This window comes from Conexibacter stalactiti (assembly GCF_033542075.1).
GTDB lineage: Bacteria > Actinomycetota > Thermoleophilia > Solirubrobacterales > Solirubrobacteraceae > Conexibacter > Conexibacter stalactiti.
In genome coordinates, this window is sequence record NZ_JAWSTH010000073.1 from 20633 (window position 1) to 33496 (window position 12864).

Here is a 12864-nt window from a genome sequence, read left to right on the forward strand (position 1 = left end):
TCCGGCGGATAGTAGACGTGTCAATCACACTTGAGACCTTGGAGTAGCCCATGACCGACCTTCTGTTCGGCCTCGACAGCTTCGGCGACGTCCCCGAGGACGACGCTGGGGCCCTTGTGACCCACACTGCCGCGATCCGGCAGGTCGTCGACGAAGCCGTGCTCGCGGATGAGCTGGGCGTCGACGCGATCGCCCTCGGCGAGCACCACCGGCCCGAGTACGCGATCTCGACGCCCGAGACCGTGCTCGCCGCGATCGCCTCGCGCACCTCGCGCATTCGTCTCGGCTCGGGCGTGACCGTGCTGAGCTCCGACGACCCGGTCCGCGTCTTCCAGCGCTTCGCGACGGTCGACGCTCTCTCCGAAGGGCGCGCCGAGGTGATTCTCGGCCGCGGCTCGTTCACCGAGTCGTTCCCGCTGTTCGGGTACGACCTCGCCGATTACGACGTCCTGTTCGAGGAGAAGGTCGACCTCTTCGTCAAGCTGCTCGACGAGCAGCCCGTCACCTGGAGTGGCAGCAAGCGCGCCCCGCTGGAGAACGCGGACGTCTTCCCCAAGACCGAGTCCGGACGGCTGCCGACCTGGGTTGGCGTCGGCGGTTCGCCGCAATCGGTCGTCCGCGCCGCGCGCCACAACCTGCCGCTGATGCTCGCGATCATCGGCGGCAGCCCGGAGCGGTTTGCCCCCTACGTCGACCTCTACCGCCGCGCGGCGGAGCAGTTCGGCACGACCGCGCATCCGGTCGGGATGCATTCGCCGGGCTTCGTCGCGGACAGCGACGACGAGGCGGTCGAGATCTTCTACTCGCGCTACAAGGTCCAGCGCGACCGCATCGGCGCGCTGCGGGGCTGGCCACCGCTGCGCCGCGAGGAGTTCGACGCGGAGGTCGCGCACGGATCGCTCTACGTCGGCTCGCCGGAGACGGTCGCGCGCAAGATCGCCAGAGCGGTCACAGCGCTCGGCGTCGGGCGCTTCGACCTGATCTACACCGTCGGCTCGCAGCCGATCGGCGCTCGCATGCGCGCGGTCGAGCTGTACGGCAGCAGAGTCATCCCGATGGTGCGTGAGCTGCTCGACGTGCCGGCGGCGGCCGTGGCGGGCCCGGCGCAGAGCACGGGGGACGCGTGAGCGACATGCTCCGCGACGGACCCGAGACGATCGGCATCCTCGGCGCCGGCAAGGTCGGCACGGTGCTCGCGCGCCTGGCGGTCGCGGCCGGCTACCGCGTGCTCATCGCCGGTTCGGGCGACTCGGCGCGGATCGCGCTGATCGTCGACGTGCTCGCTCCGGGTGCGACGGCCACGACCGCTGTAGAGGCGGCCGCGCAGGCGGACGTCGCGATCCTCGCACTCCCGCTCGGCAAGCACCGCTCGATTCCGGTGCACGCGCTGGAAGGGAAGCTCGTGATCGACGCGATGAACTACTGGCGGGAGGTCGACGGCGACCGCGACGACCTCACCGACCCGCGCACCTCCTCGAGCGAGTCCGTCCAGGCGTTCCTGCCGCGTTCGCGCGTCGTCAAGGCGTTCAACCACATGGGCTACCACGACCTCGAGGCGGAGGCGCGACCGGCCGGCTCGCCCGACCGCAAGGCGATCGCGATCGCCGGCGAGGACGCGGGCGATGTCGAGCGCGTCGGCGCCCTGGTGGACGCGCTCGGCTTCGACCCGGTCGTGGCAGGAGCGCTCGCCGACGGCATCCGGCTCGAGCCCGGCAGCGGGCTGTTCGGCGCGAATGCCGACGCCGGCACGGTCCGCGCGCTGCTCGACGACTTCCCCAGCAGCGCCCGCGGCCGCGTCGTCGCCGCCGCGCGCGGCACGGGTTAGGCCGCCGCCGCCGCTCGGGTGGGTGGGAAGCCGATGACGGCGACGACGCCGCCCTGCTCAGATCTGGTTCTGGCCTCCGTCGACGAAGAGGTTCGCGCCGACGACGTAGCTGCTCTGTTCCGAGGCCAGGAAGGCGACGACTGCGGCGGCCTCCGCAGGCTGGCCCATGCGGCCCTTGGGCACCGTCGCGGCGACGTTCTCCTTGACGGCCCGAGCGGTCGCCTCACTGCTCATCCGATCAGGCAAGCGGACGTTGCCCGGACGACCGCCAGAAGCCGGTCGGTGCTACCTCGAGCAGGACGACGAAAACCACGCCGGCGCCTGCACGGTCACGGTTTCATGCGGGTTCTTGGCAGACCCGGAGCGCGGCCCCAGGTCCACTCCCCGGGCACGTGAGTTCACCAGTTGGTCTCGTGTCCTGGGATCAGGCGGCCGTTGTGGACGGGCGGCTGGGGCTCGTCGCTGCGGCTGGGGCCCAGCAGCTCGACGATGTAGTGCGTGCTCTCCGTCGTGCCGACGTTCGTGAGCCGATGGGGCAGGAGCCCGTCGCGGCCGACCTCGCGGTAGAAGGTGAAGCCCTCGTCGGAGGGTTGGCGGATCCGCTCGTCCTCGCCGGACACCTCGGCCTCCATGACGCTGGGGTTGGCGTAGACGAAGACGTGGTCGTGGAGGTGCCGGTGCAGCTCGGAGGACTCGCCGGGCGCCAGCCGCATCCGCCACACGCGGACGACGTCGTTCTCGAACAGGATGTCGGTGCCGACGTTGGTCGTCGGCTGCTCGTCGCTCATTGCAGGCTTCCTTCGGTTGTGGGTCGGTCGGTCGTCGCGGATCTGTCGGGCTCGCGGCAGCGCAAGGTCGCGTGGGCGCCCAGGACGACGGCCGCGACGATCGTCACGGCGACTGCCATCCCGCCCCAGGGCATCACCCGCTCGGCCAAGACGGCGAGCGCGGCGCCGGCGAACAGCGCCGCGACGACGCCGACCCGTCGGCGCCACCGCCGAGCGTCGCCGCCGGCGAAGCGCGAGTCGGCGGCGTAGGCGTGCAGCGTCATCGTCGCGACGGTCGTGTTGACGTCCTCGACGCCGACGTTGCGCGCCAGCGCCGTCTGGAGCCCCATCGCCGCCGCGAGCGCGAACGTCACCGCCATGCGCAGCGCGCTGTCGTCGGACACGTCGGCGACGCCCAGGACGAAGGCGAGCGCGGCCATGATCGCGATCTGCGCGTAGAGTCCGCGCACGAGCAGCTCGAGCGCCGATCCGCGCGCCGCTCGCATCCACCGCCAGGCCGCCGCGGCGCCGAGCGTGAAGCCGGCGAGCGAGACCAGGTAGCCGAGCGGGAAGCGGCCGTTCGCGGCGTCGATCCCGAGGAGCGCCATGTTGCCGGACATGTTCGCCGTGAAGACGTGGTCGAGCGACAGGTAGCTGACGGCGTCGACCGCGCCGGTCGCGAGCGTCAGGCCCAGCACCAGCATGACGGGCCGGTCGTCGGCGGCGATCCGCTCCAACGGGTTGCGCATCCTCAGAATCCTGCCGCGAAGCCGTCCTTGCGGCGATCGGATCCGCCGAGCAGGCGGCCGTCGCGCAGGTCGATCAGCTGGCCGCCGCCGAACCCGGCGCGGTCGTCGTCGAGGATCACCTCGTAGCCGCTGTCGGCGAGCTCGCTCGCGCGATCCCAGAGGCCCTCCTCGAGCCGCACCGCGTCCCTGTCGATGCGGAAGCGCGGCATGTCGAGAGCGGCCTGCGGGTCGAGCCCCTCGTCGAGCAGAGAGGAGATGAGCTGCACGTGCGCCTGTGCCTGGATGAAGGCGCCCATCACTCCGAACGGCGCGCGCAGCCGCCCGCCCTCCAGCAGCATCCCGGGGATGATCGTGTGGAAAGGGCGGCGGCCGGGCGTCACCTCGCCGGCGATCTCGAAGCAGGCGGCGCGGTTGTTGAGCACGATGCCGGTTCCGGGAGCGACCACGCCCGAGCCAAAGTGCTCGAAGATGCTCTGGATGAACGAGACGGCCATGCCGTCGTCGTCGACGCAGCAGAGGTACACCGTCCCGCCGGGCAGTTCCGGGCGCAGCACCGCCGGCTGCCCGAGCCGGGCGGCGAGGTGGGCGGGCGACAGCAGCGCGCCGACGTCGGCGCCGTCGCGGACGGTCGCGAAGGCGTCCTCAAGCGCGAGCCCGACGGCGCGCACCTGGTTCGGCAGCGTCGGCTCCAGCGAGTTCAGCAGCGCGAGTCCCTCGAGCGCGGCGACGCCCTGCGTCGGCGCGGGCAGCTCGACGACCTCCGCGCCTCGGTAGCCGGTGGAGAGCGGCTCGACCCAGCGCGCTCGGTAGGCGGCGAGGTCTTCCTCCTCCAGCCAGCTGGCCGCGGCGATTGCGCGGGCGACCGGTCCGCGGTAGAGGCCGTCGGCGCCGTGCTCGGCGATCAGCCGCAGCGATTGCGCCAGCTCGCGCTGGCGGAAGACCTCGCCGACGGCCGGCGCCGGTCCGAGCTGGGCCGGTGCCCGGTGGGCACGTCTCCATGCTCGCGCGCAGTTGTAGCCGGCCGCGACGCCGCGCTCGGCGAGGTCGATCGCGGGCGCCAGGCAGGCGTCGAGCCCGATCCGCCCGAAGCGGCGGCTGAGCTGCTCCCAGCCGGAGACCGCCCCGGGCACGACCGGGGAGCCGGGGCCGTCGGCGGCCACGGGCAGGCGCGGCGCCGTCCGCGGCGCCGGGCCGCCGGCGTCGAGGCCGTGCACCCGGCTGCCGTCCCAGACGAGCGCGAAGGCGTCGCCGCCGATCCCGGTCGACATCGGCTCCGCGACGCACAGCACGGCCGCCGCGGCGAGCGCGGCGTCGACCGCGTTCCCGCCGCGTCTGAGGATGTCGAGGCCGGCGAGCGTCGCGCTCGGCTGGCTCGTCGCGAGCATCGCCGACGCCGCGACCGCTGGTCCGGCTCCCGGCGCGAAGCGAAAGTTCATCGGTCTAACTCCCAGTCGCATTATCGGATCCGAGATACTGCCATATCGGATCCGAGAATGCTCAGGTGGGCCGATAGGCGACGACGTCGACGAGCGCGCGTGCTCCGAGTGGCAGCTCGTTCACGCCGATCACCATGCGCGCCGGCCGCACGGCGGCGAGGCGCTCCCTGAAGAGCGCGTCGACCGCCGTGCGCATCTCCATGTCGGCGAGGTAGTAGCTGACCTTCGCGATGTGCTCGACGTCGAGACCGATCGAACGCAGGCGCGCGACGGCATGGTCGAACGCAGCCGCGACGGCGGCGCGGTCGTCGGTCAGCGGCACGTCGTCAGCGTCGAGGCCGGCGGCGCCGGAGACGTGGACGGTTCCGGAGGGCTCGTGCTCGTGCACGAGGGCGTATGGGCGCTCGATCATCGGGCGCTGTCGCGGGAGCTGGCTGGCGAAGAGGTCTGCATCGCCCGAGTGTGTCACATGGACAACTGATCTCGGATCCCATATCGTGAAATCTAGGATCCGATACGACAGGAGCCAACACGCTGATGATCTACACGACGTTCGGCCGCCTCAGCGGCCTGCGAGTCTCCGAGTACGTGCTCGGAACGGGGACCTTCGGAACCGCCTGGGGGCGTGGCGCGCAGCCGGCCGAGGCGCGGGCGATCTTCGAGCGCTTCGCCGAGGCGGGCGGCACGGTGCTCGATACCGCCGACAACTACCAGCAGGGCGAGGCGGAGGGCTACCTGGCCGACCTGCTCGTGAGCGACCGCGACGAGTTCGTGCTGTGCTCCAAGTACGGGCGGGGCGCCGGCGTCGATCGGCACCTGACCCGCAGTGGCAACAGCCGCCGCACGATGGTGCACTCGGTCGAGGAGAGCCTGAGACGGCTGAAGACCGACCGCATCGACATCTATTGGGCGCACTACGACGACGGCGTCACTCCGATCGAGGAGATCGTCGGCGCCTTCGACGACCTCGTGACTGCCGGCAAGATCCTCTACGGCGGCCTCTCGAACTTCGCCGCCTGGCGCGTCGCCCGCGGTCAGACGATCGCCGAGCTGCGCGGCCGCTCCCCGCTCGCCGGCATCCAGGTCGAGCACAGCCTCGTCGAGCGGACCGCCGAGCGCGACCTGCTGCCGATGGCGGAGGGGCTCGGGCTCGGCGCGATGCTGTACTCGCCGCTCGGCGGCGGCCTGCTGACGGCCAAGCACCGGGTCGGCGAGGAGGGGCGGCCGATGGTCGCGTATGCGGAGGACTCGGCGGCGAAGACGGCCGTCGTCGATGCGCTCGTGGAGGTCGCGGGCGAGCTGGGGCGCGGGGCCGGGCAGGTCGCGATCGCGTGGCAGCGGGAGCTCGCGCGGCGCGCGACGACGTCGCTGCTGACCGTCATCGGCCCGCGCACGCTCGAGCAGCTCGACGACTATCTCGCGGCGCTCGAGGTCGGGCTCAGCGAGCGGCAGTTCACGCGGCTGTCGGAGGCGAGCGCCTTCCCGCTCGGGGTTCCCTACGACAGCATCGGCGGCCCGCCAGACCTCGGCGACCGCGCACGCCTGAGCGATCGGGCCGTCCCGGTCGCGTAGACCAGCACCCGTAGACCAGCACCCCGAACGAGGAGTTAGAGATGAGCAGATGGACGATGCCGGGTATCGACGAGCGGACGGTGATCGTCACGGGCGCCGCCAGCGGCATCGGCGCCGCGACCGCGAGCGCGCTCTCCGAGGCGGGCTCGCGCCTGCTGCTGGTCGATCGCGACGCCGACGGCCTCGAGCGGACGGCGGCCGGCCTCGACGCCGACCGCGTCGCGACGCTGGCGGTCGACCTCGCCGACCGCGACGCGGCGCGGCAGATCGTCGACGCGGCGCTCGCGGCCTTCGGCGAGATCACGACGGTCCTGCACATCGCGGGGGCGTTCATGCCGGCCTACATCCCGGACGCGACGCCCGAGCAGCTGGAGGTCCAGCTGCAGGTCAACGTCGCCGCGCCGTTCTGGTTGACGAGAGCTGTGCTGCCCCACCTCTCGCCTGGTGGCCAGATCGTCTTCTGCGGGTCGACCTCGTCGTTCGTCGGCTCCGCCGGCGGTGTCGTCTACTGCGCGACGAAGGGTGCCGTCCTGATGCTGATGCGCGCCGTCGCCGTCGAGCTCGCGCCGCAGGGCTTCCGCGTCAACGCGATCGCGCCGGGCACGACCAGAACGCCGATCAACGACGAGATCTTCGCGATCCCCGGACACCTCGACGGCGTCATCAGATCGATTCCCGACGGACGCATCGCCGAGGCCCACGAGCACGTCGGCGCGATCGTCTACCTGATCTCCGATCTCGCCGCCCACGTCCACGGCCACACGATCGTCATCGACGGCGGGCTGATCGCCAAGTGACCGGGCACACGCCCTCCGCCGCGGGATAGAGTCCCGGTCATGAGCCGCACCCAGGACGTTCTCGCTGCCACCAGCGAAGGGGCGTTGAGCGAGTACCTCGCCGAGGAGATCCATCGCCGGATCCTCACTGGCGACATCCGGGTCGGCTCCTGGCTGCGGCAGGACACGCTGGCCGCCGAGTTCAACGTCAGCCGCACGCCGGTGCGCGAGGCCGTACGCGCGCTGGGCGGGCGCGGCGTGCTCGAGATCATCCCCCGGCGCGGTGCGCTCGTGATCGGCTCCACGCCACGCGACATCCGCGAGAACTACGAGGTCCGCGCCGAGCTGGAGGGCTTCGCTGCCGAACTCGCCGCCGAGCGCATCCAAACGGCGCAGCTGACCGCGCTGCGCGCGGCGGTCGACGACTTCGACGGCATCGTCGCAGCCGCCGCCGCGCCCGACGCCGCCGATCGCGACGGCGAGCTGGAGTCGCGCTGGACCGATGCCAACGAGCGGTTCCACGCGACGTTGCTGGAGGCCGCCGACAACGCGCACCTTGCCGCGAGCGTGCGCGAGTCGCGTCGCCGCCTTCCGCACAACACGACCTTCGCCGCGCTCTCGGGCAGTCAGCGCCAGTTGACGATCAACGCCGCCGACCACCGCGCGATCCTGGAGGCGATCGAGGCAAGTGACGGTGAGAAGGCCCGCCGTCTCGCGCGCCAGCATCTGCTGCGTGCTGCCGACCTCGTCACGCGCCGCTTCGAGAGAGAGCTCGAAGTGCAACGTCGCGCACGCTGACGCGCGCCGAGACCCTGGCGTCTCGCACGCTCGCCGGAGCTGGGCGCGACGCTCGAAGACCCCGCAGCACCTGCCTTCGTGGCAGCGTGAGGCGCTGCTCGCATGGGCACGCCAAGCGCCATTTTCGGATCCGGATATTGCAATCTCGGATCCGAGATTGTAGCCTCGACCAACGAGCCGACCGTCACGGTTCGTCATGGAAAACGTGGGACCCGCGTCCCACGACGGTCGAGAGGTACGGGATGAGAAACCTGAGGTTCACGGGCGCTCTGGCGCTCGCGTCCACGGCTGCCATCGCGCTCGGAGCGTGCGGCAGCAGCGACGACACGAGCACGTCGGCGGCTGGGACGAGCGCGGCTGTGGAGGCCGGCGCCGCCACCACGAGAAGAGACGCGGCCGGCGTTACGGCCGGCTTCGCCGGCCTCTGGAACGCCAATCCGACGGTCAAGCAGTCGCAGGACGCGTGGCAGGCGGCAATCAGAGCGCGCGGCGGCACGCCGACGCTGCTGCAGGCCGACCCGAGAGACCCGGTCAACACGCTGATCACGAACATGGACCAGCTGACCTCGCAGAGAGTGAGAGCGTCGGGCTTCTACCCGATCGACCCGAACGCGCTCAGCGCGCCGACGAGACGGGCGATGGACGCCGGCATCCCGGTCTTCGCCTTCGAGGAGTCGCGCACGCCGGCGACGCAGTCGGTCCATCTCGGCCGCGAGGTCGCGGCGAGACTGGTCGCGAGAGCGCTCTGCGGCAAGTTCCCCGACGGCGGCAAAGTGATCTACGGCGGCTACGGCCAGCCCGACCTGACGCTGACGACCTACCAGAGAAACGTCATCGCCGAGATCGAGGCGTGCAGTGGCGGCAGACTCGAGGTCGCCGCGACCTTCGACAACAGAACCGACGACGTCGCCGGCGCGCTGGCGCCCGCCAACGCCGCGCTGCAGCGCGTGCCCGACGCCGACGCGATCGTCGCCTACAGCGACGTGACCGCGATCGGCGCCTCGCGCGCGGCGACGCAGCTCGGCAAGCGCGACCAGCTGACGATCATCGGCTTCAACCTCGCGCAGGACGGCATCGACGCCGTCCGCAACGGCCAGCTCGACTACTCGCTGCTGTTCCCCGTCACGCTGATGAGCCAGTACGTCGCCAACAGCCAGATCGACCACGTGAACGGCAGAAGAGTGCCGAGATTCGCGACCTTCTGGCCGCAGTGCTACGGCAGGGAGACGATCGACGAGCTGCCCTCGCCGGCCGACCAGCTGGCCGCCGTCGCGGAGGGCCGCAGCCTCCTCGTCGAGCCCGCCAGACAGGTCTCGACGAGCGACAGGGAAATGGTCCGCACGGCGCCCTCCGCGCTGACCGAATGTCCGCTGTGAGCGCGACGGACGCGACGGCGCCGCCGCTGCTGCGCGCCACCGGCATCACGAAGCGGTACCCCGGCGTGCGCGCGCTCGACGGCGTCGCGCTGGAGCTGCGCAATGGCGAGGCGGTCGGGCTGGTCGGCGAGAACGGCTCCGGCAAGTCGACGCTGCTGAAGATCCTCGCCGGGCGGATCGCCCCCGACGAGGGCACGATCGAGATCGACGGCGCGCCGGTGCGGTGGAGCTCGCCGGCGCGCGCGCTCGACAGCGGCATCGCGCTGATCGCGCAGGAGGTCCACGTCCAGGACGAGCTGTCGGTCGCCGAGAACCTGCTCGGGCAGCAGCTGCCGCGCCGCCGCTTTGGCGCGATCGACTGGTCGGCGGCGGCGCGCTCGGCACGCGAGCTGCTCGATTCGATCGGCCTCGCGCACGTCTCGCCGACGCTGCGGACCGGCCGCCTCTCGCTGCACGACCAGCAGATGCTGTCGATCGCGAAGGTCGTGCGGCTGCGGCCGCGCGTCGCGCTGTTCGACGAGCCGACCTCGTCGCTGACCGCCGCCGAGATCGAGCGGCTGTACGCGATGATCGCGCAGCTGCGCGCCGGCGGCACCGCGATCGTCTACATCACCCACCGGCTGCAGGAGTACTTCGACCTGACCGACCGCGTCGTCGTGCTGCGCGACGGCCAGCTCGTCGCCGAGAGCGCGACGACGGAGATCGACGAGAACGGCCTCGTCGAGCGGATGGTCGGCCGCAGGCTTGTGAGGCTGTTCGAGCGGCCAGCCGAGAAGGACGCCGAGCGCCCGCCGCGCCCGACCGCGCTGCGGGTGCGCGGGCTGACGACGCGGACGCTGCGCGGGATCGACCTCGAGGTCGCCGCCGGCGAGATCGTCGGCATCGCCGGGCAGGCCGGCTGCGGCCGCTCGAGCCTCGCCGGCACGCTCTTCGGCCAGTGGCCGTACGACGGCGAGATCGCGGTCGACGGCGCGCCGGTCGCGCTCGGCTCGGCGGCGAGAGCGGTGCGGGCGGGGATCGCGCTCGTGCCGGAGGACCGCAAGCGCCAGGGGCTGGTGCTGTCGATGTCGATCGCGGAGAACCTCGCGATGCCGTCGTGGCGCGACGTCGCGCGCGGTGGCGTGCGCCGGCCGGCGGCCGAGACCGCGTGGGCGGAGGGGCTGCGCGAGCGCTTCGGGATCCGCGCCGTCAGCGTCGCCACAGTGGCCGGCGCGCTGAGCGGCGGGAACCAGCAGAAGATCGTGATCGCCAAGTGGGCGGCGCGCGGCCTGAGGGTGCTCGTGCTCGACGAGCCGACGCGCGGCGTCGACGTCGGCGCCAAGGCCGAGATCTACCGGATCGTCGAGTCGCTCGCCGCCGAAGGGGTGGCCGTGCTCGTGATCTCCTCGGAGCTGCACGAGGTGATGCGGCTGGCCGATCGCGTCGTGGTGATGGCGCACGGTGAGCTGGTGGGGGAGATGCGCGGTCGCGACGCGACCGAGGAAGCGATCACGGCGATGGCCTTCGCGGCCGGGAAGGAATCAGAGGTATGAGCATCGAGACGCACGCGGCGGTCGCCGCGCCGGCGCGTGAAGGCCGCGCGCGCGGCTGGGCGACGAGCCCGGTCGCGCCGTACGTCGGGCTGGCGACGGTGCTGGTCGTGCTGGTCGCCTTCCAGCTCGCGACCGAGCCGACCTTCTCGTCGTGGTCGAACCTGACCAACCTGATGCGCAGCATGGCGGTGCCGCTGCTGCTGGCCGCCGCGGGCACGCTGGTGCTGTTGACGGCCGGCGTCGACCTCTCGATCGGCGCGCTGCTGGGCCTCTCGGGGATCTTCTACGCGAAGCTCGCCACGGGCGGCTTCTCGCCGCTGCCGGCGCTGCTGCTGACGCTGCTGGCCGGCGGCGCGATCGCGTTCTTCGTCAACGGCTACCTGATCGGCCGCGTCGGCATGTCGTTCTTCGTCGTGACGCTCGGCACCGGATCGATCCTGCGCGGCGCCGCCTATCTCTGGTCGGACAACACGGCGATCGACATGTCGCAGAACGACCTCGCGGCGACGCTCGGCAACACGGCGATCCTCGGCGACAAGATCCCGGTCGGGATCCTCGTCGCGGTCGGCGTCGCCGTGCTGCTGTGGGCGATCCTCCGCTACACGGTCTACGGCCGCTCGATCTACGCCGTCGGTGGCAACCGCGAGGCGGCGGAGCTCTCCGGCGTCCCGTCCGGCTGGGTGATCGCGAGCGTCTACGGGATCGTCGGCCTCTGCGCCGTTCTCGCCGGGATCATGATGATCGGCCGCCAGACGATCGCCGACCCGAACGCGGGCGTCGGGATCGAGCTGACGGTCGCCTCCGCGATCCTGCTCGGCGGCGTCGCGCTCCAAGGCGGCGTCGGCTCGATCTGGGGCGCCGTGCTCGGCACCGTCTTCCTCTCGGTGCTCGCCAACGCACTCGCCCTCCACGGCCTCAGCAGCAACTGGCAGCTCGTCGTCACCGGCGTGATCCTCCTGCTCGCCGTCTACCTCGACCGCCTCCGTCAGCGCATCGGCGACGGCTGATGGACGGCCGCCGTGCACTCCGGCGGTCTTGTCCGCCAGCTCCTGGAGCAGCCGCAGCGCGAGCGAGAAGCCGGCTGGCTGGAAAGACGCCGAGCTTCGAACGGACAAACGCACCGATATTCACCGGACTAGTCAAGTGTCGATCTGGAGCTGTTCTGCCATGGCCTCGCTCGCGCGGAGGTGATCTCGTCGCACAGCAGCAGTCCGGCTCGACGACCAGCGCCCGCGCGATCGCGACCCGCTGCATCTCGCCGCCCGACAGCGCCGCCGGCCGGCTGTGCGCCAGCCGCCGTGGCAGGTGGACCCGCTCCAGCATCTGTTCGGCGGCGCGCAGCGACTCGGCGCGGACGGCGGTGGCGTGGGCGCGACCCAGCTCGCGCGGCGGCCGCGCGACCGCCTCGACTGCCGTCTCGCGCGGGTTGAGGCTCTGGTAGGGGTTCTGGAAGACGATCTGCGGCCGCCGGCGCTGCTCGCGCGTGCGGCCGCGCGCGAGTGCCGCCAGCGGCTCCCCGGCGAGCGTCAGCTCGCCCGCGTCGGGTCGCTGGAGGCCGGCGACGCAGCGAGCGATCGTCGTCTTGCCGCTGCCCGACTCGCCGATCAGCGCCAGGCACTCGCCGCGCGCGATCGCGAAGCCGACGTCGTCGGCGGCGACGACCTCGCCGCCGAAGCTGACGCGCAGGTCACGGACCGCCAGCAGCGACGCTCCATCTGCCGCCGCGCGCTAGGGCAGCGGCTCGAACGCCGACGGCGGGTCTGCGCGGCGTGGCTCGTCGCGCAGCCGTCGCACCTCGTCGCGGATCCGTGCCTGGGTGACGACGTCGAGGCCGGTCGTGGGCTCGTCCATCATCGTGACGGCCGGCTCGCACGCGAGCGCGAGTGCGATCGCCAGCCGCTGCTACTGGCCGCCGGAGAGCTGGTGCGGCCAGCGGCGGCGGAAGGCCCGACACGACCTGCTGCATGCCGCTACGGCGCGTCGACGATGCGCAGGTACGGAAGCGGCGACTCCCAGCCGTCGGGGTAGCGCTC

General features: G+C 71.9%; 13 protein-coding genes and 1 pseudogene. 8 read left to right on the forward strand and 6 right to left on the reverse strand.

Annotation, left to right across the window (positions count from 1 at the left end):
• The first annotated feature begins 50 nt into the window (after positions 1-50).
• Complete coding sequence (locus R7226_RS22125) at positions 51-1127, forward strand: LLM class flavin-dependent oxidoreductase (RefSeq protein ID WP_318599498.1); 1077 nt, start codon at positions 51-53, stop codon at positions 1125-1127.
• A gap of 5 nt (positions 1128-1132) precedes the next feature.
• Positions 1133-1825, forward strand: coding sequence for an NADPH-dependent F420 reductase (locus R7226_RS22130; protein ID WP_318599516.1), 693 nt, complete (start codon positions 1133-1135; stop codon positions 1823-1825).
• Between the two features lie 57 nt (positions 1826-1882).
• Here R7226_RS22130 and R7226_RS22135 read toward each other — a convergent pair.
• From R7226_RS22135 to R7226_RS22155, 5 genes and pseudogenes are all read right to left on the reverse strand, one after another.
• A pseudogene (locus tag R7226_RS22135) lies at positions 1883-2050 on the reverse strand (SDR family oxidoreductase); the annotation flags it as partial.
• 173 nt (positions 2051-2223) lie between these two features.
• Positions 2224-2613: a cupin domain-containing protein gene (locus tag R7226_RS22140; RefSeq protein WP_318599500.1), complete on the reverse strand. Its 390-nt coding sequence runs from the start codon at positions 2611-2613 to the stop codon at positions 2224-2226.
• Positions 2610-3341 (reverse strand): YoaK family protein, encoded by a 732-nt coding sequence (locus tag R7226_RS22145; protein ID WP_318599501.1) that lies wholly within the window; start codon positions 3339-3341, stop codon positions 2610-2612. Before R7226_RS22145 ends, R7226_RS22140 begins: the two co-directional genes overlap by 4 nt.
• A 2-nt stretch (positions 3342-3343) precedes the next feature.
• Positions 3344-4777, reverse strand: coding sequence for a gamma-glutamyltransferase family protein (locus R7226_RS22150; RefSeq protein WP_318599502.1), 1434 nt, complete (start codon positions 4775-4777; stop codon positions 3344-3346).
• 61 nt (positions 4778-4838) lie between these two features.
• Positions 4839-5189 carry a RidA family protein gene (locus tag R7226_RS22155; RefSeq protein ID WP_318599504.1) on the reverse strand — a complete coding sequence of 117 codons (351 nt, stop codon included), beginning with the start codon at positions 5187-5189 and terminating at the stop codon, positions 4839-4841.
• A gap of 125 nt (positions 5190-5314) precedes the next feature.
• Between R7226_RS22155 and R7226_RS22160 the strand changes: the two genes are divergently transcribed.
• The 6 genes from R7226_RS22160 to R7226_RS22185 all read left to right on the forward strand — a co-directional run bounded on the left by R7226_RS22160 (position 5315) and on the right by R7226_RS22185 (position 11838).
• Positions 5315-6349: an aldo/keto reductase gene (locus tag R7226_RS22160; protein ID WP_318599506.1), complete on the forward strand. Its 1035-nt coding sequence runs from the start codon at positions 5315-5317 to the stop codon at positions 6347-6349.
• A gap of 41 nt (positions 6350-6390) precedes the next feature.
• Complete coding sequence (locus tag R7226_RS22165; protein WP_318599508.1) at positions 6391-7146, forward strand: SDR family NAD(P)-dependent oxidoreductase; 756 nt, start codon at positions 6391-6393, stop codon at positions 7144-7146.
• A gap of 39 nt (positions 7147-7185) precedes the next feature.
• Positions 7186-7923, forward strand: a complete 738-nt coding sequence (locus R7226_RS22170; RefSeq protein ID WP_318599510.1) for a GntR family transcriptional regulator — start codon at positions 7186-7188, stop codon at positions 7921-7923.
• 242 nt (positions 7924-8165) lie between these two features.
• Positions 8166-9299 (forward strand): sugar ABC transporter substrate-binding protein, encoded by a 1134-nt coding sequence (locus R7226_RS22175; protein WP_318599511.1) that lies wholly within the window; start codon positions 8166-8168, stop codon positions 9297-9299.
• Positions 9296-10831, forward strand: a complete 1536-nt coding sequence (locus R7226_RS22180; RefSeq protein WP_318599512.1) for a sugar ABC transporter ATP-binding protein — start codon at positions 9296-9298, stop codon at positions 10829-10831. Before R7226_RS22175 ends, R7226_RS22180 begins: the two co-directional genes overlap by 4 nt.
• Positions 10828-11838, forward strand: coding sequence for an ABC transporter permease (locus R7226_RS22185; protein ID WP_318599514.1), 1011 nt, complete (start codon positions 10828-10830; stop codon positions 11836-11838). Before R7226_RS22180 ends, R7226_RS22185 begins: the two co-directional genes overlap by 4 nt.
• Here the strand turns inward: R7226_RS22185 and R7226_RS22190 are convergent.
• Entirely contained in the window at positions 11771-12535 is a 765-nt protein-coding gene (locus tag R7226_RS22190) for an ATP-binding cassette domain-containing protein (protein ID WP_318599517.1), read from the reverse strand. The two genes, R7226_RS22185 and R7226_RS22190, sit on opposite strands and share 68 nt — an antisense overlap.
• Positions 12536-12864: the final 329 nt, after the last annotated feature.

Bases quoted from the DNA above. Each gene is read 5' to 3' on its own strand.
- R7226_RS22125 (WP_318599498.1), top strand. From the start codon at position 51: ATGACCGACCTTCTGTTCGGCCTCGACAGCTTCGGCGACGTCCCCGAG.
- R7226_RS22130 (WP_318599516.1), top strand. From the start codon at position 1,133: ATGCTCCGCGACGGACCCGAGACGATCGGCATCCTCGGCGCCGGCAAG.
- R7226_RS22140 (WP_318599500.1), bottom strand. From the start codon at position 2,613: ATGAGCGACGAGCAGCCGACGACCAACGTCGGCACCGACATCCTGTTC.
- R7226_RS22145 (WP_318599501.1), bottom strand. From the start codon at position 3,341: ATGCGCAACCCGTTGGAGCGGATCGCCGCCGACGACCGGCCCGTCATG.
- R7226_RS22150 (WP_318599502.1), bottom strand. From the start codon at position 4,777: ATGAACTTTCGCTTCGCGCCGGGAGCCGGACCAGCGGTCGCGGCGTCG.
- R7226_RS22155 (WP_318599504.1), bottom strand. From the start codon at position 5,189: ATGATCGAGCGCCCATACGCCCTCGTGCACGAGCACGAGCCCTCCGGA.
- R7226_RS22160 (WP_318599506.1), top strand. From the start codon at position 5,315: ATGATCTACACGACGTTCGGCCGCCTCAGCGGCCTGCGAGTCTCCGAG.
- R7226_RS22165 (WP_318599508.1), top strand. From the start codon at position 6,391: ATGAGCAGATGGACGATGCCGGGTATCGACGAGCGGACGGTGATCGTC.
- R7226_RS22170 (WP_318599510.1), top strand. From the start codon at position 7,186: ATGAGCCGCACCCAGGACGTTCTCGCTGCCACCAGCGAAGGGGCGTTG.
- R7226_RS22175 (WP_318599511.1), top strand. From the start codon at position 8,166: ATGAGAAACCTGAGGTTCACGGGCGCTCTGGCGCTCGCGTCCACGGCT.
- R7226_RS22185 (WP_318599514.1), top strand. From the start codon at position 10,828: ATGAGCATCGAGACGCACGCGGCGGTCGCCGCGCCGGCGCGTGAAGGC.